29 protein-coding genes, 2 tRNA genes, 1 other RNA gene and 1 pseudogene are annotated in these 25717 nt (G+C 71.3%); 14 read left to right on the forward strand and 19 right to left on the reverse strand.

Annotated elements, in window-relative coordinates; translation table 11 throughout:
• Positions 1–40: 40 nt before the first annotated feature.
• Genes Nocox_RS42200 through Nocox_RS42210 form a run of 3 tightly spaced genes read right to left on the reverse strand, consistent with a single transcriptional unit; the run spans position 41 to position 3158 of the window.
• Complete coding sequence (locus Nocox_RS42200; RefSeq protein WP_020543001.1) at positions 41–1459, reverse strand: amidase; 1419 nt, start codon at positions 1457–1459, stop codon at positions 41–43.
• Entirely contained in the window at positions 1452–2429 is a 978-nt protein-coding gene (locus Nocox_RS42205; protein ID WP_020543002.1) for an LLM class F420-dependent oxidoreductase, read from the reverse strand. Before Nocox_RS42205 ends, Nocox_RS42200 begins: the two co-directional genes overlap by 8 nt.
• A gap of 60 nt (positions 2430–2489) precedes the next feature.
• Positions 2490–3158: a TetR/AcrR family transcriptional regulator gene (locus tag Nocox_RS42210; RefSeq protein ID WP_026214305.1), complete on the reverse strand. Its 669-nt coding sequence runs from the start codon at positions 3156–3158 to the stop codon at positions 2490–2492.
• Between the two features lie 226 nt (positions 3159–3384).
• Here Nocox_RS42210 and Nocox_RS42215 point away from each other — a divergent pair, with 226 nt between their 5' ends.
• A complete protein-coding gene (locus Nocox_RS42215; protein ID WP_020543004.1) occupies positions 3385–4419 on the forward strand; it encodes a hypothetical protein in 1035 nt (344 codons plus the stop codon).
• A gap of 108 nt (positions 4420–4527) precedes the next feature.
• Here Nocox_RS42215 and Nocox_RS42220 read toward each other — a convergent pair whose 3' ends face one another.
• The 5 genes from Nocox_RS42220 to Nocox_RS42240 form a co-directional block, all read right to left on the reverse strand.
• A complete protein-coding gene (locus tag Nocox_RS42220) occupies positions 4528–5586 on the reverse strand; it encodes an aspartate-semialdehyde dehydrogenase (protein ID WP_020543005.1) in 1059 nt (352 codons plus the stop codon).
• Positions 5583–6857: an aspartate kinase gene (locus tag Nocox_RS42225; RefSeq protein WP_020543006.1), complete on the reverse strand. Its 1275-nt coding sequence runs from the start codon at positions 6855–6857 to the stop codon at positions 5583–5585. Before Nocox_RS42225 ends, Nocox_RS42220 begins: the two co-directional genes overlap by 4 nt.
• A gap of 107 nt (positions 6858–6964) precedes the next feature.
• Positions 6965–7519, reverse strand: coding sequence for a DUF5063 domain-containing protein (locus tag Nocox_RS42230; protein ID WP_020543007.1), 555 nt, complete (start codon positions 7517–7519; stop codon positions 6965–6967).
• Positions 7512–8111, reverse strand: coding sequence for a recombination mediator RecR (gene recR / locus Nocox_RS42235; RefSeq protein ID WP_020543008.1), 600 nt, complete (start codon positions 8109–8111; stop codon positions 7512–7514). The genes Nocox_RS42230 and recR overlap by 8 nt, the downstream gene beginning before the upstream one ends.
• Positions 8112–8113: 2 nt before the next feature.
• Positions 8114–8464, reverse strand: coding sequence for a YbaB/EbfC family nucleoid-associated protein (locus Nocox_RS42240; RefSeq protein WP_020543009.1), 351 nt, complete (start codon positions 8462–8464; stop codon positions 8114–8116).
• 417 nt (positions 8465–8881) lie between these two features.
• Here Nocox_RS42240 and Nocox_RS42245 point away from each other — a divergent pair, with 417 nt between their 5' ends.
• Positions 8882–10468, forward strand: coding sequence for a GAF domain-containing protein (locus tag Nocox_RS42245; protein WP_020543010.1), 1587 nt, complete (start codon positions 8882–8884; stop codon positions 10466–10468).
• Between the two features lie 16 nt (positions 10469–10484).
• On the opposite strand, the gene Nocox_RS42250 is transcribed toward Nocox_RS42245, so the two are convergent.
• Together Nocox_RS42250 and ffs are read right to left on the reverse strand one after the other, a co-directional pair.
• Complete coding sequence (locus Nocox_RS42250; RefSeq protein WP_020543011.1) at positions 10485–12962, reverse strand: DNA polymerase III subunit gamma and tau; 2478 nt, start codon at positions 12960–12962, stop codon at positions 10485–10487.
• Between the two features lie 31 nt (positions 12963–12993).
• An RNA gene (gene ffs / locus Nocox_RS42255) (signal recognition particle sRNA small type) lies at positions 12994–13089 on the reverse strand.
• Between the two features lie 96 nt (positions 13090–13185).
• Between ffs and Nocox_RS42260 the strand changes: the two genes are divergently transcribed.
• A tRNA-Ser gene (locus Nocox_RS42260) sits at positions 13186–13270 on the forward strand.
• Positions 13271–13388: 118 nt separating this feature from the next.
• On the opposite strand, the gene Nocox_RS42265 is transcribed toward Nocox_RS42260, so the two are convergent.
• From Nocox_RS42265 to Nocox_RS42275, 3 genes are all read right to left on the reverse strand, one after another.
• On the reverse strand, positions 13389–14129 hold the full coding sequence (locus Nocox_RS42265; RefSeq protein WP_020543012.1) for a hypothetical protein: 741 nt from the start codon (positions 14127–14129) through the stop codon (positions 13389–13391).
• Positions 14126–14980 carry a TrmH family RNA methyltransferase gene (locus Nocox_RS42270; protein ID WP_033408941.1) on the reverse strand — a complete coding sequence of 285 codons (855 nt, stop codon included), beginning with the start codon at positions 14978–14980 and terminating at the stop codon, positions 14126–14128. The genes Nocox_RS42265 and Nocox_RS42270 overlap by 4 nt, the downstream gene beginning before the upstream one ends.
• Before the next feature lie 113 nt (positions 14981–15093).
• Positions 15094–15552: a GNAT family N-acetyltransferase gene (locus Nocox_RS42275; RefSeq protein ID WP_026214307.1), complete on the reverse strand. Its 459-nt coding sequence runs from the start codon at positions 15550–15552 to the stop codon at positions 15094–15096.
• Positions 15553–15651: 99 nt separating this feature from the next.
• Between Nocox_RS42275 and Nocox_RS42280 the strand changes: the two genes are divergently transcribed.
• Positions 15652–16440 (forward strand): ArsR/SmtB family transcription factor, encoded by a 789-nt coding sequence (locus Nocox_RS42280; protein WP_020543015.1) that lies wholly within the window; start codon positions 15652–15654, stop codon positions 16438–16440.
• Between the two features lie 18 nt (positions 16441–16458).
• On the opposite strand, the gene Nocox_RS42285 is transcribed toward Nocox_RS42280, so the two are convergent.
• Positions 16459–16710 (reverse strand): zinc-binding dehydrogenase, encoded by a 252-nt coding sequence (locus tag Nocox_RS42285; protein WP_020543016.1) that lies wholly within the window; start codon positions 16708–16710, stop codon positions 16459–16461.
• A gap of 112 nt (positions 16711–16822) precedes the next feature.
• Positions 16823–17026 (reverse strand): annotated as a pseudogene (locus Nocox_RS44370) (alcohol dehydrogenase catalytic domain-containing protein); the annotation flags it as partial.
• A 280-nt stretch (positions 17027–17306) separates the two neighbouring features.
• On the opposite strand from Nocox_RS44370, the gene Nocox_RS42295 reads away from it, so the two are divergent.
• The 4 genes from Nocox_RS42295 to Nocox_RS42310 all read left to right on the forward strand — a co-directional run bounded on the left by Nocox_RS42295 (position 17307) and on the right by Nocox_RS42310 (position 19850).
• Positions 17307–17699: a hypothetical protein gene (locus Nocox_RS42295; protein WP_020543017.1), complete on the forward strand. Its 393-nt coding sequence runs from the start codon at positions 17307–17309 to the stop codon at positions 17697–17699.
• Between the two features lie 96 nt (positions 17700–17795).
• Positions 17796–18647 (forward strand): KPN_02809 family neutral zinc metallopeptidase, encoded by an 852-nt coding sequence (gene ypfJ / locus Nocox_RS42300; RefSeq protein ID WP_020543018.1) that lies wholly within the window; start codon positions 17796–17798, stop codon positions 18645–18647.
• A gap of 48 nt (positions 18648–18695) precedes the next feature.
• A complete protein-coding gene (locus Nocox_RS42305) occupies positions 18696–18992 on the forward strand; it encodes a type II toxin-antitoxin system VapB family antitoxin (protein WP_020543019.1) in 297 nt (98 codons plus the stop codon).
• 117 nt (positions 18993–19109) lie between these two features.
• Positions 19110–19850: a DUF4352 domain-containing protein gene (locus tag Nocox_RS42310; RefSeq protein WP_020543020.1), complete on the forward strand. Its 741-nt coding sequence runs from the start codon at positions 19110–19112 to the stop codon at positions 19848–19850.
• A 63-nt stretch (positions 19851–19913) separates the two neighbouring features.
• On the opposite strand, the gene Nocox_RS42315 is transcribed toward Nocox_RS42310, so the two are convergent.
• From Nocox_RS42315 to Nocox_RS42330, 4 genes are all read right to left on the reverse strand, one after another.
• Positions 19914–20000 (reverse strand) — tRNA-Ser (locus Nocox_RS42315).
• 10 nt (positions 20001–20010) lie between these two features.
• Complete coding sequence (gene tadA / locus Nocox_RS42320) at positions 20011–20448, reverse strand: tRNA adenosine(34) deaminase TadA (protein WP_026214308.1); 438 nt, start codon at positions 20446–20448, stop codon at positions 20011–20013.
• Positions 20449–20492: 44 nt separating this feature from the next.
• Positions 20493–20939 (reverse strand): tRNA adenosine deaminase-associated protein, encoded by a 447-nt coding sequence (locus Nocox_RS42325; protein WP_246649701.1) that lies wholly within the window; start codon positions 20937–20939, stop codon positions 20493–20495.
• Between the two features lie 48 nt (positions 20940–20987).
• On the reverse strand, positions 20988–21503 hold the full coding sequence (locus tag Nocox_RS42330) for a tRNA adenosine deaminase-associated protein (protein ID WP_020543023.1): 516 nt from the start codon (positions 21501–21503) through the stop codon (positions 20988–20990).
• Between the two features lie 147 nt (positions 21504–21650).
• On the opposite strand from Nocox_RS42330, the gene upp reads away from it, so the two are divergent.
• From upp to Nocox_RS42360, 6 genes are all read left to right on the forward strand, one after another.
• Positions 21651–22289, forward strand: coding sequence for a uracil phosphoribosyltransferase (gene upp, locus Nocox_RS42335; RefSeq protein ID WP_020543024.1), 639 nt, complete (start codon positions 21651–21653; stop codon positions 22287–22289).
• Between the two features lie 179 nt (positions 22290–22468).
• On the forward strand, positions 22469–22693 hold the full coding sequence (locus Nocox_RS42340; RefSeq protein ID WP_020543025.1) for a hypothetical protein: 225 nt from the start codon (positions 22469–22471) through the stop codon (positions 22691–22693).
• 98 nt (positions 22694–22791) lie between these two features.
• On the forward strand, positions 22792–22950 hold the full coding sequence (locus tag Nocox_RS42345) for a hypothetical protein (RefSeq protein WP_169577030.1): 159 nt from the start codon (positions 22792–22794) through the stop codon (positions 22948–22950).
• Positions 22947–23480 carry a PH domain-containing protein gene (locus Nocox_RS42350; protein WP_026214310.1) on the forward strand — a complete coding sequence of 178 codons (534 nt, stop codon included), beginning with the start codon at positions 22947–22949 and terminating at the stop codon, positions 23478–23480. Before Nocox_RS42345 ends, Nocox_RS42350 begins: the two co-directional genes overlap by 4 nt.
• Before the next feature lie 153 nt (positions 23481–23633).
• Positions 23634–24920 (forward strand): helix-turn-helix domain-containing protein, encoded by a 1287-nt coding sequence (locus tag Nocox_RS42355; protein ID WP_020543027.1) that lies wholly within the window; start codon positions 23634–23636, stop codon positions 24918–24920.
• Between the two features lie 102 nt (positions 24921–25022).
• The gene (locus Nocox_RS42360; protein ID WP_020543028.1) at positions 25023–25706 is read left to right on the forward strand and encodes a FadR/GntR family transcriptional regulator; all 684 of its coding nucleotides are present in this window, start codon (positions 25023–25025) and stop codon (positions 25704–25706) included.
• The last annotated feature ends 11 nt before the right edge of the window (positions 25707–25717 follow it).

Below are 25717 nucleotides of genomic sequence, written 5' to 3' on the forward strand. Positions count from 1 at the left end.
CACGATATAACGCGACGCGGAGGTGAGAGGTTCCTGACGATCAGCCCATGGCGTCGTGCGTGAAGGGCCGGGCCCGCTCGATCTGGGCCGCCACCCGGACGAGCAGGTCCTCCCTCCCGTACGCCGCCACGAGCTGCACGCCGACGGGCAGCCCCGCGGCCGTCCTGTGCAGCGGCAGGGAGATCGCCGGCTGGCCGGTGGCGTTGACCGGCGAGGTGAACGCCACCGCGTGCGCCGTCCTGCCGAGCGCGAGGGTGAGGTCGTCGGCCGGGATCCAGCCGAGCGGGAACGGCGCGACGCCGAGCGACGGCATCAGCAGCAGGTCGTGGCCGGCGCTCCACCAGGCGGCCATGCGGCGCCGGAAGGCGTCCGTCCACTGCGTGGAGCGGAGGTGCTGGGCGGCGGTGCGGTCGCGCGCGGCGGCCACCATGGCGGCGTTGCGCGGCTCCAGCTCCTCCGGCCCGACCGGCTTGCCGCGCAGCTCGCCGAGACCGTCGACCGTGGCGGCCAGGTTCTCGGCCACGATCGCGCCGAAGTGGCCGGGGAAGTCCGGGTCGGCGAGCGCTTCAGGGCCGCCGGGCGTCACGTCGTGGCCCAGCGACTCCAGCAGGGCCGCCGCCGCGGCGACCGCCTCCGCCGGCTCCCGCGCCTCAGGGACGCCGGCCCTGGGGTGGGCGGTGAGGTAGCCGACGCGCAGCCGGCCGGGGTCGCGTCCGGCCTCGGCGGCGAGCGGGCCGGGCAGCGCGGGCGCGTCGTACGGGTCGCCCGCGTGGAGCCCGGCGACCACGTCGAGCGCCGCGGCGGTGTCGCGCACGGTCCTGGTGACGAATCCGGGGCAGGAGAAGCCGCTCCAGCCCTCTCCGAGCGCCGGCCCGAGGCTGACCCGCCCCCGCGACGGTTTGAGCCCCACGAGGCCGCACAGGGACGCGGGGATGCGGATGGAGCCGCCGCCGTCGCTCGCCGTGGCCAGCGCCACCATGCCGGCCGCCACGGCCGCCGCCGAGCCGCCGCTGGAGCCGCCCGCCGAGTACGCCGGATCGTACGGGTTGCGGGTCGGCCCGAACGCCGCCGGCTCGGTGGTGATCGTGCTGCCGAACTCGGGCGTGTTCGTCCGCCCGAGGATGACGAACCCGGCCTCGCGCAGCCGCGTCACGCCGTAGCCGTCCCCGGCGTCCTCGACGCCGTCGCGGACCGCGGAGCCCGCCGCGTACGGCTCGCCCGCCTGCCGCCAGCCGAGGTCCTTCAGCAGGATCGGCACCCCGGCGAAGGGCGCCTCGCGCGGCAGGCGCTCCAGCTCGGCGAGCGCCCGCTCGAACCGGGGGAAGATCACCGCGTTGAGCTCGCCGTCGCGGGCCTCGATCGCGGCGATGGCGGCCTCGGCCAGCTCGCGGGGCGACAGCTCGCCGGTCCTGATCGCCGCGGCCTGCCCGACCGCGTCCAGCCTCAGCGCGTCATGCACGGTCCGCCTCCGCCGCCTTGGGCGACAGGTCGCGTACGGCCTGGTCGATGGGGATCTCGCCGCCCGGGATGGGGGCGAGGATGGGGGTGTCGAGGCCGTTGGCGACGTACTCGCGGATCCTGGCCCGGCAGGTGGCGGCGTCGCCGTGCACGATGAGGTCGTCCACCACCTCGTCGGGGATGGCCTTGAGCGCCGCCTGGCGGTCGCCGGCCGCCCACGCCTCGTGCATCGGGCGCAGGATCTCGCCGCGGCCGAGCCAGTCGTGGAAGGCGGCGTACACGGGGACGGTCAGGTAGCTCGCCAGCATCCAGCGGGCCAGCTCGCGGACCTTGTCGGTGTCCTCGCTCACGCACACGAACAGCCGGGCGATCAGCTCGGTGCCGGGGCCGGCCTCGGCGCGCACCTTGCGTACGTCGGCGGGCGAGAGCCAGTTGGTGATCGCGCCGTCGGCCTCCTCGGCGGCCAGGCGCAGCATGCGGGGGCGCAGCGCGGCCAGCACGATCTTCGGCGGCGTCTTCGGGGCCCGCTCCAGCTTGAAGCCCTTGATCTCGAACGTCTCGTACGCCTCCGTCACCTTCTCCCCCGCCAGCGCCTTCTTGAGGAAGCGCAGGGTGTCGCGGGTGCGGGCGTAGGGCTTGGTGAAGGAGCCGGCGTTCCAGCGTTCGACGATCGCCGGGGAGGAGGCGCCGATGCCCAGCACGAACCGGCCGGGCGCGAGGTCGGCGACCGTGGCCGCGGACATGGCCAGCAGCCCCGGGCCGCGCGTGGAGACGGGGACGATGGCGCTGCCCAGCCGGATCCCGGGCGCCCACTCGGCGGCGAGGGCGAGCGGCGTGAACCCGTCCACGCCGTTGACCTCGGCCGACCAGGCGTCCGTGTAGCCGAGTCCGGGCAGCTCGGCGATCAGCTCCCGCGACCTCGCGAGCGAGCGGTCGTAGAAGGGGATGGTCATGCCCCAGTTCCGGGTCATCGGCGCGCCTCCAGAATGATGTTCCGACGAGCCGACCATACCAACCGTTTGGTATGCCCCCTAGGCCCGCAGCTCGTGCACGGCCGCGATGAAGTCCTGCGTGATGCCGCGCAGCCCCGGCAGGTGCGACAGCCCGACCAGCCGGTCCACCAGCGGCACCGTCACCTCGATCAGCCGGTACGTCCGCGCGCACCCCGGCGAGGTGTCGTGCACCCAGAACAGCACCATCCCCATCGACAGCAGCCACAGCAGCTCCGGCAGCTCCTCGCGCAGCTCGGCGTTCATCCGGTCGGCCGACCCCTCGACGACCTCGCGGTAGAGCGCGATGGACGCCTCACGCGCCGGCGACGACTGCTTGCTGAACGGGCTCAGCGGGTTGGTCGGCTCGGCCGCGTGCTTGAAGAACTTCACGGCGAACTCGTGGTACGGCTCGGAAACGCGGACCCACTCGCGCAGCACCCCGCTCAGCCTGGCCGCGAACGACGTCTCGGTGGCCAGGAACTCCCCGCAGGCCGCCTCGTGCTCGGCCTGGGCGCGGTCGTAATACGCCTGGATCAACGCCTCCTTGCTGTCGAAGTAGTAGTAGGCGTTGCCCACGGACACCCCGGCCTCGGCGGCGATGGCGCGCATCGTGGTCCTGTCGAAGCCACGCTCCCTGAACAGTCGCAAGGCCGTCTCGACGATGACCTCTCGGGTGCTCTCCGATCCTCGGTTTCGGGCTTCGGACACGTTCGTCACTGTACGTCGTGAAACGCGGTTCAGTCATGAAGCCGCACGGTGATCACCGCCACAAGGCAAAGTTGCCTCCGCGGCGCGAGTTATCTCATGGGAATGGTGGGATTGTCGTTTGTGGCGGAAGGGCTATTTCCGCGAAAAAGGCATCGACATGTGGATACGTGGAACAGCACGACTCACCGTGGTCGCGCTCCTCGGCATTGAGATCACCATAATCGCATTGGCCTCGGCCGCCGCCGCCGCGTCCCACCCCGGAGGGACGCGGACCGCGAGCGGCACGACCGACACCGGCGCCCGCGACGGGACACCGCAGCCGGAGCAGCCCGTCTTCCTGACGGCGCTCACGGATGTGCTGGGGCCCCGCGCGGACCGCGCGGCCTTCGACCGCGTCGCGCTTCTCCAGCGGCGTCTGGAGGCGCTCGACGGTCCCGGCCGGCCACCGCGCCACGACGCCCGCCTCCCGCGGGGCGACGTGTGGGCCCCGCGGGGCGACGTGTGGGTCCCGCACGGCGACGTGTGGGCCTGGCACGGCGACCAGTGGGACACGGTCGGCGACATGCTCGCCCCGTTCGGCGACGTCCGCGTCCCGCGGGGCGACCTCACCCACCCGCGGGGCACCGCCGAGGGCCCCGCGCGGCCACCGTTCTCCGTGTACGAGAACCGCGAGCCGTCCGGCGAGCAGGCGAACACCCGCGCGCGCGAGCGGTCCGGCCGCCCGTCGGCCGAGGCTCCGCGCAGCCCTGTCCGCACCGGCGTGGTACGGATGCCGCGGGCCCGCCCGCACGTCGTCCACAACCGCTCCCGGGTGCTCGGCAAGCAGGGCCGCGTGGACCTCACGCGCGTGCTGCCCCGCCAGGCGGCGATCCGCATGTCGCACGCGACGGCGGACGGCTGGCTCAGGAGCGCCGGGCTGCGCATGAGGTCGACCGGCAACTGCACCGACAAGCACCGCCACCACTGCACCTCGCTGGACAGGGTGCGGACCGGCACGGTCGCCCGGATCATCCAGCTCAAGCAGGAGAGCCGCTGCCCCATCCAGGTCACCGGCGGCACGGAGGACGGCCACGCGCCCGGCCAGTTCAGCCACGGCAACGGCTACAAGCTCGACATCAGCCACAACTCCTGCATCGACCGCTACATCACGACGAAACACAAGAAGTCGGGAGTGCGCGGCGACGGCGCCCGCCTCTACCGCTCGTCCTCGGGCACGACGTTCGCCGACGAGTCCGACCACTGGGACATCCTGTTCCGGTGACAGGACACCCGGACGGCAACGGACGTGGACGGCACGGAAGTGGACGGAAACGGACGTGGACGCCGCACCGGTCGTGCGACGCCCACCCCCGAAGTGCGACCGGCCCGGCTACAGCTCGCCCGCGACCAGCTCGGCGATCTCCGCCGCGTTGAGCGCGGCGCCCTTGCGCAGGTTGTCACCGCACACGAACAGGTCGAGCGTGTTGGGGAAGTCGATCGCCTGGCGGATGCGGCCGACGTAGGTCGGGTCGTTGCCCACCACGTCGAGCGGCGTCGGGTAGACGCCGTTGGCCGGGTCGTCCATGAGGACCACCGTCGGCGCCGCCTCCAGCACCCGGTGCGCGTCGGCGACCGTGATCGGGCGCTCGAAGCGCGCGTGCACGGCCAGCGAGTGCGTGGTGATCACCGGCACCCTGACGCAGGTCGCCGAGACCTTGAGGTCGGGGATGCCGAGGATCTTGCGGGACTCGTTGCGGAGCTTGAGCTCCTCGGAGGCCCAGCCGTCGTCCTTGAGCGAGCCGGCCCACGGCACCACGTTGAACGCGATCGGCGCCGGGAACGGCGAGTCCGCGGGCAGCTTGTTGGCCAGCGCCTTGCGCACGTCGCCGGCCGCCTGGCCGATCGCGCGGTCGCCGGCCAGCGCCTCGACCTCGTCGTACAGGCGGGCCGAGCCGGCCACGCCCGCGCCCGAGACCGCCTGGTAGGAGGCCACGACCAGCTCGGTCAGGGTGTACTCGGCGTGCAGCGCGCCCATCGCCGCCATCATCGACAGCGTCGTGCAGTTGGGCGTGGAGATGATGCCCCGCGGGCGCTCGCGCGCGTCGAGCGGGTTGACCTCGGGCACCACCAGCGGCACGTCGGGGTCCATCCGGAACGTGCCGGACTTGTCGATGGCGATCGCGCCGCGCTCGGCCGCGATCGGCACCCACACGGCCGACACCTCGTCGGGCACGTCGAAGATCGCGATGTCGATGCCGTCGAACACCTCGGGCGCGAGCGCCTGCACCACGACGTCCTCGCCACGCACCCTGAGCACCTTGCCGGCCGAGCGCGGGGAGGCGACGAGGCGGATCTCGCCCCAGATGTCCTCGCGCGTCGACACGATGTCACGCATGACGGTGCCCACGGCGCCGGTGGCGCCGATCAGCGCGAGATTGGGCCTGCTCATCGTCCAGTACCTCCGTACACCGTTGCTTCGACCTGGTCGGCGTCGAGGTCGAAGGCGCGGTGCGCGGCCGCCACGGCCGCGTCGACGCCGTCCTGCTCGACGACCACTGAGATGCGGATCTCGGACGTCGAGATCATCTCGATGTTGACCCCCGCGTCGGCGATGGCCGCGAAGAACGTCGCCGTGACGCCGGGGTGCGAGCGCATGCCCGCGCCGATCAGCGACACCTTCCCGATCTGGTCATCGAAGAGCAGCGACTCGAACCCGATGCGCTCCTGGATCTTCTTCAGCGCGCTCAGCGCCGTCTGGGCGTCGGCGGCGGGCAGCGTGAACGAGATGTCCGTACGGCCCGTGGCCGCGGCCGAGACGTTCTGCACGATCATGTCGATGTTGATCTCGGCGTCGGCCAGCGTTTTGAAGATGAAGGCAGCCTCACCGACCTTGTCGGGCACCCCGACAACAGTGATCTTGGCCTCGCTCCGGTCGTGCGCGACGCCGGAGATGATCGGCTGCTCCATCTCGGTTCCTTCGGTGTAAGGGTCGGAGACGACCCACGTCCCTTCCTTCGTGCTGAAAGAGCTCCGGACGTGGATCGGCAGGTCGAAGCGGCGGGCGTACTCGACGCACCGCAGGTGCAGGATCTTCGCGCCGCAGGCGGCCATCTCCATCATCTCGTCGTACGAGATCCTGGGGATCTTGCGGGCCGGGGGCACGATGCGGGGGTCGGCGGTGAAGATGCCGTCCACGTCGGTGTAGATCTCGCACACGTCGGCGTCGAGCGCCGCCGCGAGCGCCACCGCCGTGGTGTCCGAGCCGCCGCGGCCCAGCGTGGTGATGTCCTTGGTGTTCTGCGACACGCCCTGGAACCCGGCCACGATCGCGATGTGGCCCTGGGCGATCGCCTCCTGTATGCGGCCGGGCGTCACGTCGATGATGCGCGCCTTGCCGTGCGTGGAGTCGGTGATCACACCGGCCTGCGAGCCGGTGAACGAGCGGGCCTCGTGGCCGAGGTTGGCGATCGCCATCGCCAGCAGGGCCATCGAGATGCGCTCGCCCGAGGTCAGCAGCATGTCGAGCTCGCGGCCCGGAGGCAGCGGCGACACCTGCTCGGCCAGGTCGAGCAGCTCGTCCGTCGTGTCACCCATCGCGGAGACGATCACGACCACGTCGTTGCCGGCTTTTTTCGTCGCGACGATCCGCTGCGCGACCCGCTTGATGCAGGACGCGTCGGCGACGGACGAACCACCGTACTTTTGCACAACGAGCGCCACGAGAGTCTCCCGGTTCGGACTGTGAGCTGCCAGTCTACTTGGGTCGTCTCATGCGCCCGCTGCGTCATATCACTATGTGGACCGATATGTCTTGTGCTGCGGGACTTTCAGACCGTGGTCGCCTCTCCCGCGGCGTCAAGGGTGGACTCCTCCGCCACGTCGAGGCGCGAGTGCGCGGCCAGCGCCTGCAGCGCCCGCATCGCGGCGCCCGCGTGGTTGCCCCAGGTGTTGAAGTAGGAGTACTGCCACCACCACAGCGCCTCGTGCGGCCGCCCGGCGCGGAAGTGCCGCAGGCCGTGGATGAGGTCGGCGGCGACCGCGGTCAGGTCGTCGGACAGCCGGTAGGGGGTGACGCCCGTGTCCTTGTACGGGTCGAACACCTCCGCGTAGTCGTCCACCGGCCCGAGCCGCTCGGCCAGCGCCGTGCGCACGCCGTCGATGTCGGGGTCCTCGCTCATCGCCGGCTCGTAGTTGCCGGAGAGGATGACGTCACGGCTGGCGCCGAGCTTGGCGCCCGCGAGGCTCACCTGAGCGACCTCGACCAGCAGCAGCGACCAGATCGCGTCGCCGGCCTCCCCGCCGGCGACCCTGGTCAGCCCGTCCACGTAGTCCTGCGCGTGCCTGGAGATCTCCTCGGCGAGCGCGCTCCACTCGTCAGACATCCAGCAGCCTCCGTCCTTCGAACGCGCGGCCCAAGGTCACCTCGTCGGCGTACTCCAGATCGCCGCCGACGGGCAGCCCGCTGGCCAGTCGTGTCACTTTGATGCCCATCGGCTTGACCAGACGGGCGAGGTAGGTCGCCGTCGCCTCACCCTCGAGATTGGGGTCGGTGGCGAGGATGAGCTCGGTCACCCGGCCGTCGGCCAGACGGGTCATGAGCTCGCGGATGCGCAGGTCGTCGGGGCCGATGCCGTCGATCGGGCTGATCGCGCCGCCGAGCACGTGGTAGGTGCCGCGGAACTCGCGGGTCTTCTCGATCGCCACGACGTCCTTCGACTCCTCGACCACGCAGATCACGTGCGTGTCGCGCCGCGCGTCACGGCAGATGCGGCACTCCTCCTCGGAGGCCACGTTGCCGCACACCCGGCAGAAGCGGGTCTTCTCCTTGACCTCCAGCAGCGCGTGCGCCAGCCGCTTGACGTCGGCTGGATCGGCCGCGAGCAGGTGGAACGCGATCCGCTGCGCGCTCTTGGGACCGACGCCGGGCAGCAGGCCCAGCTCGTCGATCAGGTTTTGGACGACCCCTTCGTACATGCCTAGAACCCTGGCAACTGTCCGAGGCCGCCGCCGCCGAGCCCCTGGGCCAGCGGACCGAGCTTCTCCTGCTGCAGGTCGGCCGCCGCGCGCACGGCGTCGCGGACCGCCGCGATCACCAGGTCGGCGATCGTGTCGGCCGTGTCCTGCGGATCGGCGGCGTCGATCACGCTCGGGTCGATCTTCAGCTCCAGCAGCTCGCCCGACCCGTTGACGACGGCCGTCACCAGGCCACCGCCGGATGAGCCCTCGATCTGCGCGTCGTTGAGCTCCTGCTGGGCGCTCACGAGCTGCTGCTGCATGAGCTGGGCCTGCTCCAGCAGCTGCTGCAGGTTGACATCCCCTGGGTTCACCGTCGTGCGCTCCTCGTGGCTCCGCGTTCGTGACTGCCACGAGCCTACGGTGTTTGGGCGGCGACATGTACTGCGGGGACACCCCATGTTTCGCCATCGACCGCCCTCGGGCCGTGACCGGGGCGCGTGGACGGCCTGTTGCCCGTGCCGCCCGCCCTGTCGTGGAAGCGATGTCGTACCTGCCATGCCTGTGGTCCGCGTGGTGTTATGGCCGGATCCCGGCCCCCCTCCAGTGTCCGAGACCCGGCCATCACGCCGGCGGAGCGGCCGCACCACGCCGACGCGTCGGAACGAAACGCTAGGCGAGCCAACGTTGCACACAGGTTGCGCTCGTTCAGACACCCTCCGCGATCCCTCGAACGGGTTGCGCGGATCGGTCGCAAGGCGGATGCTCTATACGACTACTTGGAGTGACCGATGAGCTACGGCCCTCTCGACGCCTGCTCCTGCCTTCTCCCCGGGGGCCATGAAGCCGCGGCCACCGGCGGGGTCCGGCGGGACCCGCCCCGCCGCCTCATCCAGGACTCCTGGCGCCGCTCGCTGGCCGCCGGGATCGACCCCGAGGCCAGCGGCGCGCCCCTCGTCTACGACGCCGAGCACCTCGACGACGTCCGCCGCGCCCACCCGCTGCGCCCCCTGGTGCCGCTGCTCGCCGCCACCCTCGCCGACCTGACCACCCGTACCGGCCACATCATGATCATCAGTGACGGGCATGGCCGGGTGCTGTGGCGCGACGGCGACGCCGCGGTCCTGCGCCGCGCCGACCAGATCGGGCTGTCCGGCGGGCACGAGTGGGGCGAGCCGGCGGTCGGCACCAACGGCATCGGCACCGCGCTCGCCGCCGGCCGTCCCGTGCACGTCTACTCCGAGGAACACCTGATGCGGGTGCTGCGCGTCTGGTCGTGCAGCGGCGCCCCGATCACCGACCCCGACTCCGGCCTCGTCATCGGCTGCGTCGACGTCAGCGGCGTCTCCCGCTCGCTCCACCCCGCCACGGTCGCCCTCGTCGGGGCCGCGGCCAAGCTCGCCGAGAGCCAGCTCGCGCTGCGCATGCACGAGCGCGACGAACGTCTGCGGCGGCGCTACGAGTCGCTGCGGGTGCGGCCCGGCGTCCTGCTCTCCCCCACCGGCCGGGTCATCTGCGGCGACCCCGGCGGGCGCCTCGGCGAGCGCGTCCCCCTCTGGGACGACCCCGCCGACGACACCGCGCTGCCCGCCGCCGCGCCGCCCTGGGGGCCGGCCCCCTCGGCCCGCCTCCCCGGAGGCCGGCTCGGCTCCGCATCCGTCCCTGGCTCCGCGTCCGGGGTCGGCCTCCTCCGCCCGCCCACCCACGCCGGGCGCCCGCGGCTGTCCGGGCAGCGCATGATCCTGCGCGACGGCAGCGTGGCCATGCTGGAGCCCTTCTCCGAGGGCTACCTCCTCCGCGCCGTCCCGGCCACCGCGCCGGCCACGCTCACCCTGTCGTTCCTCGGCGAGAGCGTGCCGTCCGTCACGTTCGGCGACCACGAACGCCCCCTGTCGCTCCGCCACGCCGAGATCCTCGCCCTCCTCGCGCTCCACCCCCACGGGCTGACGGCCGAGCAACTGTCGTTCCACGTGTACGGCGACGCGGGCAACCCCGTCACCATCCGGGCCGAGATCCACCGGCTGCGGACGCAGCTCGGCAAGGCCATCTCCGCGAAGCCGTACCGGCTGGCCTGCCCGGTGGAGGCCGACTTCCTCACCCTGCGCCGCAGCCTGGCCGCCAAGGACGCCTCCGCCCTGGCCCGCGCCTACAAAGGGCCCCTCCTGCCGCGCTCGGAATCACCCGAGATCCGCCGCGAACGGGACGAGCTGGAAGCCCAGGTCCGCGCCTGCCTTCTCCGCCACGGCTCGCCGGAGCACCTGTGGGCGTACGCGCAGACGTCCAACGGCCGCGACGACTACGAGATCCTCGAACGCCTCGCCGCCCTCCACCCCACCGACACCCGCGCCGCCGCCGCCCGCACCCGCCTCCTCCCCTGAGCGGGGGCGAAGCCCGTCAGGTGTGGTCGATCTCGCCGATCACGCGGGCGCCGAGTTCGCGTTCCAGCAGCGCCATGCCCGAGACCGCGTCCACGTCGGCGTCCGCGTCGTTCAGCGGGTCGACCTCGTCCGAGTCCGGCCCCTTGGCGCGTCCAGGGACGACGTCCGGCCAGGCGGCCGCTCCGCCGCGGCCGCCCGAGGACCGGGGACCGGCCTGGGCCGCCGCCTTGGCCGCGGAACGGGCCGCGGCCAGACCGGCGCTCGGCGTGGCGCCGGCCGGCATCGTACGGGTCGGGTCGGGCGACGGCGGCAGGCTCGGGCCGGGGTCGTCCGGGGCGTCGGGCCAGGACTCGTCCGTGGTGGGACGCGCGGGAGCGGCGACCGCGACGGCCGCCGCCGGAGGCTGCCCGGGGTCCTGAGCGCCCTGGTCGCCCTGGCCGTCGTGGGAGCCGGCGTGCGAGGACGTACGGCCCTGGTGCCCCGACCCGCCCTGAGCGGAGGGAGCCGGGCTCGGGACGTCGGGCGCGGGCGGCGGGTTGTACGCCGGCTGCGCGGGCGGACGCCCGCCACCACGCCCGGCCGACGACGACGGCGGTGGCGGCCCGTTCCCGACGACCGCCTCCACCCGCCAGGTCCCGCCGAGCACGTCGCTCAGCGCGCTGGCCACGACGGCGTCCTTGCCTCCGCCCGTGAAGTTCTTCATCGCGCCGACCTGGCCGAACCCCAGGGTGACCACGTTGCCTTCCACGCCCACCACCTGGGCGTTGGTGCTCACGTTGGCCCAGACCACGATGCTGCGCTGCTTGAGCGCCGCCAGCACGGCGGGCCACTGCTGCTGCATGACCGCCGCCCCGGCCTGCCCGCCTCCTGCGGGTGCCGCTTGAACGGGTGGGGCGGACGCGGCGGCAGCCGGAGCCGCCGGAGCGCCTGGACGGGCCGGCTCAGGCCAGTCGTCCGCCGCGGCCGGGGCAGCGGCGGGACCCTGGTCCCCAGCCGAAGCCCCCTGCCCAGAAGACCCGCCACTCCCGTACGGCGAGGTTCCGCCGCCCTGACCCTGGGTGGTCCCGCCCGCCTGACCCTGGGTGGTCCCGCCGGCCTGACCTTGGTTGATCCCGCCCTGGCCCGGCGCGGACCCGCCGGCCTGGGCCGGCGAGGCGTCACCCTGAGCCATGCCCTGGGCCGGAGCGCCGGGGCCACCGCCCGCCGAGGGCCCCGCGGTCGCGAGGCGCGCCGAAGCCGCCCCGGGCCGCGGAATCACCACCCCACCAGCACCGGCGACCCCGGAGGCCGCAGGCGCGGCGGGGGCGGTGGTGGCCCGGGCGGCCATGGCCGCGACGGTGCCGCCGCGCTCAAGCCGTTCGAGGCGGGCCAGCAGCGCCGCCTCCCCCTGCGCGGCCCCCGGCAGCAGCACCCGGGCGCACATCAGCTCCAGCAGCAGCCGCGGCGAGGTGGCGCCGCGCATCTCGGTCAGCCCGGCGTTGAACACCTCGGCGGCCCTGGTCAGCTCGGCGGGCCCCATGGACGCGGCCTGCTGCACGAGCCGCTCCAGCTCGTCGGCGGGCCGGTCGAGCAGGCCGCTGGTGGCCGCCTCGGGGACGTTCGCCAGGATCACCAGGTCGCGGAAGCGTTCGAGCAGGTCGGCGGCGAAGCGGCGCGGGTCGTGGCCGCCCTCGATGACCCGGTTGACCGCCTGGAACACCTTTCCGCCGTCACGGGCCGCGAACGCGTGGACGACCTCGTCGAGCAGGTCGCCGTCGGTGTAGCCGAGCAGGGAGACGGCCTTGGCGTACGTGATGCCGTCCTCCTCGGCCCCGGCGAGGAGCTGGTCGAGGATGGACAGCGAGTCGCGCGCGGACCCGGCTCCCACCCGCACGACGAGCGGCAGCGCGGCCGGCTCGAAGGGGACGTTCTCGGAGGTGAGGATCTCCTCCAGCAGCCCGCGCAGCGTCGCGGGCGGCATGAGCCGGAACGGGTAGTGGTGCGTACGCGACTTGATCGTGCCGATGACCTTCTCGGGCTCGGTCGTCGCGAAGATGAACTTCAGGTGCGGCGGAGGCTCCTCGACGAGCTTGAGCAGCGCGTTGAACCCCTCGCGGGTCACCATGTGCGCCTCGTCGATGATGTAGATCTTGAACCGCGCCGAGACGGGGGCGAAGAACGCCCGCTCGCGCAGGTCGCGCGCGTCGTCCACACCGCCGTGGGAGGCGGCGTCGATCTCGATGACGTCGAGGTGGCCGGGGCCGGTGGGGGCGAGGGCGACGCAGGAGTCGCAGACGCCGCACGGGTCGGGGGTCGGGCCCTTCTCGCAGTTGAGCGAACGCGCCAGGATGCGGGCGCTGGAGGTCTTGCCGCAGCCGCGCGGGCCGCTGAACAGGTAGGCGTGGTTGACGCGGCCGGTACGGAGTGCCTGCCGCAGGGGGTCGGTGACGTGTTCCTGCCCCTTGACCTCCGCGAAGGTCCCGGGCCGGTACTTGCGATAAAGCGCAAGGCTCATGCGACCATCCCGCCTGCGAGGGGGCTCTCAACGAAGAGACCCCCCGCACACCCGCCAGAGCCCGCTTATCCTTGCTGCCTTCCGGCCCTGGGGAGGTTCACAGGATGACGCCGCGCGAGGGGTCCTACGACAGTCTAGCCCGACCCGGCAGTGCTCGCTCCATCTCCGGCCCTCTCGTAAAAGGTGGTCTGGACACCGCGAGAAGTCCGGTAAGCTCGTCGGCGGAGGATTCGCCTAGTGGCCGAGGGCGCACGCTTGGAAAGCGTGTATAGGGCAACCTATCAGGGGTTCAAATCCCCTATCCTCCGCGCCTGGTTGAGGCAGTAAACGCGAAGGGGCCGACCCCATCCAAGTCGGCCCCTTCGCTATCTGGGTCTCAGTCGGCCTCTTCGGGGCTCCTTGCCGCCTCCTGAATGACACCGTCTGTCACGTGCTGATACCGCACCGGAACAGCGCGACGGCTCGGGTGCCGATCTTGAAGGATCCTTGGGGACGTGGCCCGTGGTCCAAGGGAATCTTGCGGCCCCGCGCTGTCACGGCAATCACGCTGCCGTGCGGGAGCACAGCCGTCAGAGCGTCGACCATGCCGGTGACTCCTGCCGTCGCCCCGCGGCCGCGCCATTGGGTCTGTTCGCCATAGGGTACGTCGGTGATCACGATGTCGGGTGCACGGTGTCCGAGTGCCCGCTGGAGCTGGTCGGTGTCGAACACGTCGGCTTGGCGCACCGCGTGCGGCACATCCCCTCCGGCGGCGTCGAGCTCGACGGCGAGACGGCGGGCAGCCTGCGCCGCCGAGCCGTACGCCGCCTTGTCGAAGCGCGCGGAGCGCGCCTCGAGATCGGCGGCGCGGGTCTCCAGGCCGGCCCGGCTCAGCAGGGCGAGATTGCGTTCGGCCAGGCTCAGCGCCTCGGGGTCGAGGTCGGAGGCCAGCACAGAGGCGATCCGGTCCCGGTGCAACAACGCCAGAACGGTCAGCAGGTAACCACTGCCGCAGCACGGGTCCCAAACCACGGCGGGCCGGTCGTCGCCACGCAGGACCAGCGCGCGCTGGAAGATCTCGCTGGCCAGCCGGACAGGGAATGCGGGAAACCCTGCGGCGGAGTGCAGCACCGAGCCGCTGGCCAGATCCCGATAGTCGGTCCGGACGGTTGCGTGGCGATAGCTCATCGGGTGCGGCTCGTTCCGTGGTTGCGTTGGCGGGCGGCCTCGTACAACACGACGGTCGCCGCGCTGGCGGCGTTCAGGGAGCTGGCCGAGCCGGCCATCGGGATGCGCGCCATCGTGTCGCACGCCTGCCGCCATCCCGCGCTCAGCCCGCTCGTCTCGTTCCCGATGACCAGCAGGGTGGGGGCGGTCAGGTCCAGGTCGGCGACGTCGAGGGTGCCGTTCTCATCGGTGCCCACCACCGTCAGCGGCAGCCCCCGGGCGCGTAGCTCTGCGACCCACGCCAGCACCTCCCGGTGCGAGTGGGACCGCACCACCGGCAGTGCCAGCAGCGACCCGGTGGAAGCCCGCACGGATCGGGGATCGTAGGGGTCGGCGGCGTGGCCGGTGACGATCAGACCCGCGCCGCCGAACGCGTCCAGCGAGCGTGCCATCGTCCCGATGTTGCCGGGGCTGTTCGGCCGGTCGAACACCGCGCCCAGGAAGGCCGGCCCCACCGGGATACGGGACAGCTCATCGTCCGGCAGCTCGGCCACCGCCACCAGCTCGGGTACGTCCTCGTCCTTGCCGCCCAGCTCCCGTAACAGGTCGGCGGCCATGGCCACCCGCTCGCCGCCGGCCGCCTTCAGCATCTGCTTCGCCCAGTTCGACAGCGGCCGCTCGGCGGCATAGATGAGCGCATGCACCGGCCAGCCGAACTCGACCGCGAGGGTGATCGGGCGCACACCCTGAATAAGGAACTCCCCGGCCCGCTGCCGCTTGGCCCGGTTTCCCAGCAGCGCCTGCCACTGCTGAAACCGCGCGTTCGCACGCGTGATGTGCAGTTCCCCCGATACCGATCGCCCCCGATGCATCACGCTCTACAGAATATGATCAGTTCCCCGGGCGATGACAGATCTGGTGACGCTCGCGAAGCGCTTCGGGCCGTCCCATGCGACACAACTGTTCCTGGCCTAGGCCCCTTTCGCTATGCCGGGCCTCCGCCGGGTGCGTCACGCCGGTAGGTGTAGAGGATGAGCCCCTTGTGGAGCCTGCCGACCTTGTCGTACAGCGCGCGAGCCGGGGCGTCTTCCAGCGTGTTCCAGTAGAGACCTGGGAAGCCGCGTTCCTTGGCGTCCCGCGCCGTCCAGTCGATCATCGCCGTCGCGATGCCGCGCCGCCTGGCTTCCGCGTCCACGAACAGGTCCGCCAGATAGCATCTCCCGGCTTGCCAGACGCCGGCGTGGAACAGGTAGTGCGCGATGCCGACCATCCTGCCGTCCAGCCGGGCCGCGATCCCGCGTATCTGCTCGTCGTCGAGCAGGCGTCGCCAGGTTCGCGCGTAGTCGTCGTCGCCGCGTTCGACCTTGAAGTACGCGTCCTTGCCGCGGGCCAGTGATTCCCAGCGGGCGCGGTCGGACTCGGTCAGGAAGCCGATTTCGATCATGGTGCCCACTCTCGCACTCCTGGCGCCCGTTGACACGCAGCCAAGCGGCTGCCTATGGTGAAAATGCAGCCGGTTGGCTGCATGTCTGGAGTGACAGAGATGGACGAGGTATTCAAGGCGCTGGCCGACGCCAGTCGCCGGCGGCTGCTCGACAGCCTCAACGCCCGCAACGGGCAGACCCTGCGGGAGCTGTGCGCCGGGCTGGACATGGCGCGGCAGTCGGTGAGCAAGCATCTGGCGGTGCTGGAGGCGGCCAACCTCGTGACCACCGTGTGGCGGGGCCGGGAGAAGCTGCACTATCTCAACGCCGCGCCCATCAACGAGATCGCCGAACGCTGGATCAGCCGTTACGACCAGGCCCGGGTCGACGCCCTGGCTGATCTGAAGAGAGTTCTGGAGGAGACGACCCCGATGGACAAGCCCGAGTTCGTGTACACGACCTACATCGGCACCACGCCCGAGCGACTGTGGCAGGCGCTGACCGACCCCGCCTTCACCGAGCGCTACTGGGCGACGACGTTCAAGACCGACTGGGCGCCCGGGTCCGAGATGACCTGGGACAACCACGGGGTGGTGATCAGCGATCCCGAGCAGGTCGTCCTGGAGTCCGAGCCCTGCCGCCGGCTGTCGTACACCTGGCACACCTTCACGCCGGAGATCGCGCGGCGGTTCGAGTGGGACGAGGAGTTCCGCGCCAAGCTGGCCGGTGAGCGGCGGTCGAAGGTCACGTTCGAGATCGAGCCGGTCGGCGACAAGGTCAAGCTGACCGTCATCCACGACGGCTTCGACCCCGGCAGCACCGTGGCGCAGATGGTCAGCGAGGGGTGGCCCGAGGTGGTCGCCGGGCTCAAGACCCTCCTGGAGACCGGCGCCCCGCTGCCGGGCTGACAGCGGCCACGGCCTCGTTCAGGACAGGTCGAGGACCGTCATGCCGAGCTTCGCGCGCCCGACGACCACGAACCGGCCGCCGTACCCGGTGGCGCGCAGCGCCGGCTCCGAGAACGGGCCCCCGACCATGTCCAGCACGACCCCGGCGCCCTTCGGGCACAGCTCCCTGAGCGCGCGCTTGAGATCGCCGGCGCTGTAGTCGACCAGTTCGTCGGCGCCCAGGTCCCGGCAGAACTCCAGCTTCGCGGCGCTCGACGCGCAGGCGATCACCCGGGCGCCGAGGGACTTGCCGATCCCGCTCGGCGTACGCGCCGACGAACGCCATCCCGTGCACGCGGTCCCCCACCGCGAACCGGGAGCAGCCCGGCCCCACCGCCGCCACGACGCCGGCCACGTTGTTGCCCGGAATGTACGGCACCGGCACCGGGATCTGGTAGACGCCCTTCGCGATGAGGGTGTCGACGAAGTCCACCGACGCCGCCTTCACCTCGACGAGCACCTGGCCGGGACCCGGCGCCGGGTCGGGCACCTCCTGGACGGCCAGACTCGTCAGATCGCCGGTTTCGGTGCAGAGCAGAGCGCGCATGGCCGGCTCCCGCCTCTCAGTCGTCGTCGCCGCGTGCCTGGCAAGCTAACGCACCGGCGCGCGGCCATGACCGGCCGCCCGCTGAACCAAGGTGCGGCGGCGGCGCCGTCACGATCCTTGTCGTGGACGATGCGGCCACGTACCGCACAGCTCACGTCACAGGGCCTCTGACACCGCGTCCCAGGCGTTATGCCGTCTTCGTCGCCTCACGATCGCGCGGGCGACCGGGCGACCTACGATCGAGACGTCCGGCCCACCCCCTCCCGGAGGATGAACGCGTATGGCCGAGTCGTACCGGGTCGAGGCGATCCCGCAGCCGGTGTCCCTCGCGCGGATCTGCATGTGGGTGCAGGCGGGGCTGGGCATGGTCGGGCTGCTCCTGCTGCTCATGCTGGTGGGCGGGATGGAGGGGAACGCGGCGGGGGCGGCGCTGCTGCTGTTCGCCGTTCCGCTGGGCGCGATCCTGCTGCTCGGGCTCGCCGCCTACCGGATGACCTCGCGGCGCCGCTGGGTGCGCGTGGCGGGGCTGGTCGTCGAGTCGGTGCTGGTGCTCAACGGGCTCTGGTCGCTGCTCGACGAGGTCAGCGTCGGCACGCTGGCGAACATGGCGCTGGCCGCGGCGGTGGTGTGGCTGCTGTTCACCCGCCAGTCGGCGGCCTGGTTCGACCGGTAGCCGCGGCCGGGCACGCCGCGCCCGCTTCTCCGGTGGAATCTCACGTCCACTTCTGGGAAGTGTGTTCGTCGGGCACCCCCGGAAGGACTTTGGGCGATGGACTTCAAGGACCAGGTTGACCTCGACGCCTCCCAGGTCGAGGACGCGGGCAGGGGCGGAGGCGGCTTCTCCGCCGGCGGTTTCCCCGGCGGCATGGTGATCGGTGGCGGCGGCATCGTCAGCCTGATCGTGCTGGTGCTGGTGTTCGTGCTGAACAACGTCGGCGGAGGCGGCGGCGAGGGCCAGCCCTCGCAGCGCCAGCCCGCCGCCGACCTGTCCGAGCAGTGCAGGACCGGCAAGGACGCCGACCAGAACGAACGCTGCCGGGTCGTCGGCGTCGTCAACAGCATCCAGGGCTACTGGAAGGGCGAGCTGTCCGGCGACTACAGCCAGGCCAAGACCGTGCTGTTCACCGAGCGGGTCAACACCGGCTGCGGCACCGCCGACTCGGCCGTCGGCCCCTTCTACTGCCCGAACGACCGGCGCGTCTACCTCGACCTCAGCTTCTTCGACCAGCTCCACAGCCAGTTCGGGGCCAAGGGCGGGCCGTTCGCGCAGGCGTACGTGATCGCCCACGAGTACGGCCACCACGTCCAGAACCTGCTCGGCCAGCTCGACAACGGCAACAGCTCGGTCCCCGTCGAGCTGCAGGCCGACTGCTACGCCGGCGTCTGGGCGCGCAACGCGGTCGAGACCGGCTTCTACGAGAAGCCGTTCACGGACGCCGACATCGCCGAGGCGCTCGACGCGGCGGCGGCCGTGGGCGACGACAGAATTCAGCAGCGTTCGCAGGGCAGGGTCGATCCTGAATCGTTCACGCACGGCTCCTCGCAGCAGCGCGTGGCGGCCTTCCAGCGCGGTTACCAGAACGGCGGGCCCAGCGATTGCGCGCAGTCCAGCCTGGGGTGATGCCGGCCGCCAGCGCGAGGAATGGGATTTCACCCTAAAATCAGCAGGGTGATCTTCAAGCAAGTCGGCGACGGACGCCCATATCCCGACCACGGTCTGACCAACCGGGAGTGGGCGCAGATCCCTCCACGGCAGGTCCGGCTCGACTCGTTGATCACCACGAAGGCCATGCTGGACCTGCACTCGCTGCTCGCCGCCGACTCCACTTTCTACGGGGACCTCTTCCCGCACGTGGTGCAGTGGCAGGGCGAGCTCTATCTGGAGGACGGTCTGCACCGCGCCCTGCGGGCGGCCCTGCACCAGCGGACCATCCTGCACGCGAGGGTTTTCGAACTGGCCGACTGAGCACCGGCGGGCAATGAAGAAAGGGAGTCGCGAAACGCGGCTCTCTTTTGTTATGCCAACCATGAGGGAGTCCCGGGCGTCGAAGCAGAGCCTTTCACCATCATTTGAGGGAGCGCCGTGTCCTACCCACCGCCACCGCCGACCTACGGGTACGGACATGGGTACGGCTACGGGCATCCACAGGAGCCCCTGCCGCCCGACCGGGGCAATCTCGCGCTGGTCGTGCTGCTCGCGATCGGGCTGCCGCTGCTCGTGCTGAGCGGCGCGGGATCGGTCTACTTCGTGCTCACCGCCGGCGAGGCGAGCGTGGCCGCCCGGCAGGCGACGGAGTCGGGGAGCGGCGACGACTCCCCGGACGTCCTGTTCGACCAGGACCCGAGCCAGTCACCGTCGCCGTCGTCGTCGCCTGTCCCGTCGGGCACGTCCCCCGCCGCCGCCGCGCTCGGACAGCCGCTCACCCTGACCGGCACCGATCCCGGGGTGAGCGTCGCCGTCACCGTCGAGCAGCTCGTCTCCCCCGCCACCCCGGCGGACGAGCTGTTCAAGCCGGCGACGGGCAACCGCTTCGTGGCCGTCCAGCTCGCCCTGGTCAACCAGGGCCAGTCCGCCTACAGCGACACGCTCGGCGTCGGCGCGCTGCTCGTGGACGCCTCGGGCCAGGAGTACCGGGCGAACGCGACCGCGCGGGTGCGCGAGGCCCAGCCGTTCGACGGCGCCGGGACGGTCACGGTCGGCGCGGGCGAGAGCAGGAGGGGCGCGCTCGTGTTCGAGATCCCGGAGACGGCCACTCCGGCGACGTTCAGGTTCGCGCTGGACGGCGGCCTCGCCCCGCAGAAGGGCGAGTGGCGGCTCGGCTGAAGGCAGGGCGGTCCGGGGAACGCAGAAGGGCCCCCGGTGGTCCGGAGGCCCTTCGGCGATGCGCGGTGGTGGTGGGATTTGAACCCACGGATGAGTTGCCCCATCACACGCTTTCGAGGCGTGCGCCCTCGGCCACTAGGCGACACCACCGCGACAGAGCTTACCGGATTCTGCGAGTGGCAAAGAACCTCTTGAGAAGGGCGGAAGACTCCTCCGCCAGAACGCCCATGACGACCTCGGGCCGATGGTTGAGCCTGCGGTCGCGTACGACGTCCCAGAGCGAGCCCACGGCCCCGCCCTTCTCGTCCACGGCCCCGTACACCACACGCTCGACCCGGGCCAGCACGGCGGCTCCCGCGCACATCGTGCACGGCTCCAGGGTCACCACGAGCGTGCAGCCGGTCAGCCGCCACTCCCCGCGCGCCGCGGCGGCCCTGCGCAGCGCGAGCACCTCGGCGTGGGCGGTGGGGTCGGCGGCGGACTCGCGGTCGTTGCCGGCCGCGGCCAGCGGCTCGCCGCGCTCGTCGAGGACGACCGCGCCCACGGGGATCTCGCCTCTGTCCGCGGCCGCGGCGGCCTCGGCCAGGGCCAGGCGCATGGCCTCCTCGTACGTCACCCGCCAGGACCCCGGGACGGCGCGGCTCAGCGCAGCCGGTCGAGCTCGTCGGCGAAGGACAGCCGCTCGGCGATCACCGACAGGATGTCGGCCGGCAGCAGGCCCTCCTCCATGCTGAGCTCCAGCAGTTCCTCCGAGCTCACGCCGAGGTCGCTCAGCAGCTCGAAGTCGCCCGCCGGGCGCACGCCGAGCCCGTTGCCCTCCTTGTCGGGCGCGACGCCGGCGAACTCGGCGAACAGCTCGCCCAGCCGGTCGGAGACGATGGCGTGCGCGTCGGACAGGAAGACCCGCGGCTCGTCGTCCCCGCGGTAGCGCACGAGGGCGAACCATTCGTCCTCGACCTCGACGCACAGGAGGGCCAGCTCGTCGCCGGTCAGCCCCAGGCTCTCCGTCACGGCGTCGCCGAAGTCGTCGACGATCTCGGCTTCGCTCAGATCGACCTCGGCACCGCTCCAGCCGTCAGAGGTCCGCACAAAGGCCGCAGAGAAGGTGTTGGCCGCCATGTCCGCGCTCCAGGGGGGTCAGCCGAAGACCGATTCGATGGCACGCTCGAACGGCTCGGAGAAGCCGAGCCGCGCGGCGATGCTGGACAGCACGTCTTCGGGCAACAGGTCGATGTCGCCGGAGAGGATGCCCAGCTCCATCTCGTCCAACCCGAGATCGGCGAAGATCGACAGATCCCCGGCGGGGAGCACGGTCTCCTCGTCCTGGAGGATCTCGTCGAGCTCCTCCTCGTCGGGCACCGGTACGTCCAGATATTCGAGCACCTGGCGGGCCAGCGGGAAGTCCCAGGAGGCGGCGATGTCGGACAGGAAGACGTCCACCCGGTCGCCGAGGCCCCGCAGCGCCACGAAGAACTCGTCGCCCACGGCGACCAGCGCGATCGTGCCGCTCTCGCTCGGCTGCTGCTTCAGCACCTGGATCAGGCCGTGCAGGTCGGAGGTGAGGGCGACGGGCAGCAGCTCGGCATGCCACCGTTCGTCCTCGCGATAGACCACGATGGCGAAGTCGAGCGCATCTTCGTCCGTCATCGCCATCCCCACCCGATTTCTGACACGACAGATTTCACCAGCACCCAATCGTTCCAGAACCGGGCACCCCGCGCGTGCCTCTCCGACCAAATTGTGATCAAAACCAAAACCGCGAGGTGCCGCGGCGTCTCCCAGGGGATACCGTTGGGCCCCATGGAAACCCTCGTCGTCGACCATCCGCTCGTGGCCCACAAGCTCACCGCGCTGCGCGATGCCGGCACCGACTCGCCGACGTTCCGCAGGCTCGCCGACGAGCTGGTGACCCTGCTGGCCTACGAGGCCACGCGCGACGTGCGGATCACCGACGTCACCGTCCGGACCCCCGTCGCCACCGCCCACGGCGTGCGGCTGGCCAAGCCCTATCCCCTGGTCGTGCCGATCCTGCGGGCCGGGCTCGGCATGCTCGACGGCATGACCCGGCTGCTGCCGACGGCCGAGGTCGGGTTCCTCGGGATGATCCGCAACGAGTCCACCCTCCAGGCGGAGACGTACGCCACGCGCCTGCCCGACGACCTGTCCGGCCGGCAGTGCTTCGTGGTCGACCCGATGCTCGCCACCGGCGGCACGCTGGCGGCGGCCGTGCAGTTCCTCTTCGACCGGGGCGCCGTCGACGTCACCGCCATCTGCCTGCTGGCCGCCCCCGAGGGCCTCGCCTACATGGACAAGGTGTTCGCCAACTCCGGCAAGCCCATCCGCGTCGTGACCGCGGCCCTCGACGAGCGGCTCAACGAGAACGGCTACATCGTGCCCGGCCTCGGGGACGCGGGCGACCGCCTCTACGGCGTCGTCTGACCCTTCCCGCCGCGCTTTTGGACCGGTCCCGCGTCCCGTTCGCGAGGCCGGTTTTCGTCACGCCCGGTCGTCACTTCGTTACATACTGTGGTTAGGTGGGTACGAAGAGACGCGAAGGCAACTTCCGCATGCGCGTGGGGGAGCATGATGAGCGACATGCTGGCCGGCGAGGTGTCCTCGTGAACGAGCACACCGAGGCCGATCCGATGCCGTACGCCGAGGTCGAGGCGGTGCTGCGCGACGAGTTCGCGGGCGTCCACTCCTCGGCCACGGTAACGCGCTGCGTCGAGGCGGCGCACTACGGCGCGCTGGAGGTCACCGGCTACGCCCATCCCAGCCTCGTCGAGCGCATCGCGCGCAAGCATCTTCACGTGCTGGCTCTGGTGGCCAGCGAGCGTGGTTGAACCAAGATCAAAACTAACCCGCCAAGTCACCTTTACCCGGGCACCCGGGTGGGTAATGTATACGGCGGGAGTGGGTAAGTGGCTCGGAGGCGACGACGGTGCAGGTCAAAAAAGTCCTCACATACAGCGGCATCGGTTTTGTCGCTTACTACCTGTTGGCCCGACCAGCTGATGCCGCTGACGCGGTGAAGGGGGCGTTCGACACGGTGTTCAACGCAGCCGACTCACTGGCGCAGTTCGTGAACAGCCTCTCATGAGACTGGTGACCCACGGGGACTCCGCCCCGGCGTCGGTCAACCGTTACCTCCTCCCCCAGGAACAGCAAGTCCTCATGGTGCGGCGTCACCCCGCCATCCTGCTCCGCCCGGTCGCCGAGGTCTTCGGCGGCCTGGTCGTCGCCGGGTTGCTCAGCAAGTTCTTCGGCGGCACCTCGGCGGGTGGCACGGCGCTGGTCGTCGTGTGGTGGCTGTGGCTCCTGCTGCTGGTCCGTTTCGTATGGAAGGTCGCGGAGTGGTCGGTCGACTACTTCGTGGTGACCTCCAAGCGGATGCTGCTCACCACCGGGCTCATCACCCGCAAGGTCGCGATGATGCCGCTGGGCAAGGTCACCGACATGAGCTTCCAGCGCTCGCTGCTCGGGCGCATGCTCGGTTACGGCGAGTTCATCCTGGAGTCCGCAGGTCAGGACCAGGCTCTGTCAACGGTCGAGTACATTCCGTATCCGGAGACCCTCTACCTCGAGGTCTGCCAGATGCTTTTCCCCAGCAAGGACGACAGCGACGATTAATCTCCGCACGGCAAATTCTTCACGCGGGGATACCAGATTCGGCTACTTCATGCAATCATTGCGTGTTGTTGACCCTTCCCCGCCTTGAGAGATGAGATGCCGAGTCAGGGAACCATCGGTGACCGCGTCCGTGGATTGCGGCTGAACAGGCGGATGTCGCAGGCCCAGCTGGCCGGACCCGACCTGTCTGACAGTTATGTCTCGCTCATCGAGTCGGGCAAGCGCACGCCGACTCCTGTCGTGGCCCGGCTGCTGGCCGAGCGGCTCGGATGCACCACCGAGTTCCTCCTTCACGGGATCGAGCCTCGGCAGCGCATCGACACCGAGCTCGGGCTGCGGCACGCCGAGCTTGAGCTCCAGCACGGCGATCCCGCCGTCGCCGCCGACCGCTTCACCGAGATCGTGAAGGCGGCCGACGAGGAGAACGCCATGCTGACGGCGCAGGCCCGGTTCGGGCGGGCGCGGGCGTTGGAGGCGCAGGGCCGTCTCGGCCAGGCGGTGGAGGCGTTCGAGCGGCTGCGCAGGGAGGCCGCGGCGCACCCCGAGCGGCTGGCCGACCTGCCGCTGACCATCGCGCTGAGCCGCTGCTACCAGCGGGCCGGCGACCGGCTGCGCGCCCGCGACCTGGCCGCGCACGCCCTTGAGCAGGCCGAGCGCCTCAACGTGGCCGAGGGCGAGATCGCGGTCGACCTGGCGGCGGCGCTGGTCGAGGCGCGCGGCGAGAACGACAGCGACTCCCCCGAGCTGGCCTACGTCAAGAAGGTCCTCGACGCGACCGGCGTTTCCCCGGTTGTGGACCGTTCCGGCGAGATCCGGTCGCTGTGGGAGGCGAGCACGGCCGCGGCGGGGGGCGAGGACTCCGCGCTGGCGGTGCGGCTGGCCGACGACGCGATCATGGCCGGCCGCGAGACGCGGCTGGCGCTGCAGCTGGCGCGGGCCGCCACCCACTGGGCCAGGATGGCCACGGCTCCGCCGGAGGAGGCCGAGCGGCTGGTGTCGGCCGCGTCCGCGGTCTTCGCCGCCTTCCCGTCGGCGACCGCCGCCTACGCCGAGAGCCTGGTCGTGCACGCCCGGGTGCGGCTGCGTTCCGGTGACACGGTGCGCGCGGCGGAGCTGGCCGGTCAGGCGCTGGGCCTGACGGGCGAGGAGTCCGGCACGGCGGCCGCCGAGGCGCGTCTGGTGCTCGCCACCGTGGCGCTGGAGCTGGGCGGCAGCGCCGAGGCCGACCTCGCCACCGCTCACCGGCTGCTGAGCGCGCTCGACCGGCCGGTGTTCGGCACCGACCGGCAGGCCGCGCGGTGCTGGCGGGAGCTGGGCGACCTGCACGGCCGGGTGGGTGCCGTCGCGCAGCAGAGCGCCGCGTACCGTAAGGCACTCGAAGCCGCCGGAGTGCGGTCGGCCATGGCAGAGGTGGTGGCCGAGTCGACCGTGGCCCGCTGAATTCCTCCGGGAGCTCCAGATTTGGCGTTCCGAGTCTGGAATAATTAGGGTCTACCAGTCATTGACTCATGGGATGACTGGTTTCCCCGGAGGAGGCGGACTGTGAGTCTGCGTACGGCGCAGCGGGCTTCGCTCGTCGACCAGGTGATCGATCAGCTCAAGGAGCAGATCACCTCAGGGTCGTGGCCGATGAACGGCAAGATTCCGACCGAGACCGTGCTGGCCGAGCAGCTCGGGGTCGGGCGCAACACCGTTCGCGAGGCCGTGCGCGCGCTCACGCACGCCGGGCTGCTGGAGTGCCGTCAGGGCGACGGCACCTACGTCCGGGCCACCAGCGAGCTGTCCGGCGCCATGCTGCGCCGGCTCCGGCAGGCCGAGCAACTGGAGATCCTGGAGGTGCGGCGCGCGCTTGAGGTCGAGTCCGCGCGCCTCGCCGCCACCCGTCGCACCGACGAGGACATCGCCGGCATCGAGGCCGCCCTGGCCGAGCGGGAACGCGCGTGGGACCTCGACGACCCCGACTACTTCGTCGAGGCCGACCTCGCCTTCCACATGGCGGTCGCGCACGCCACCCACAACCTCGTCCTCATCGACCTGTACGAGGACTTCTCCGCGGCGCTTCGGGCCAGCATCACGGCGGCGGGCACGTCGCTGAACAAGAGCTACATCCCGCACGACGCGATCGCCCGCGCCATAGCGGCCGGCGACGCCACGGCGGCCGAGCGGGCCGGCCACGCCTGCATGGAGCACATCCTCATCGCCCTCACCGAGTCCGCCGACTCCTGACGGCGGGGCTG

The organism is Nonomuraea coxensis DSM 45129, from assembly GCF_019397265.1.
Classification (GTDB): Bacteria; Actinomycetota; Actinomycetes; order Streptosporangiales; family Streptosporangiaceae; genus Nonomuraea; species Nonomuraea coxensis.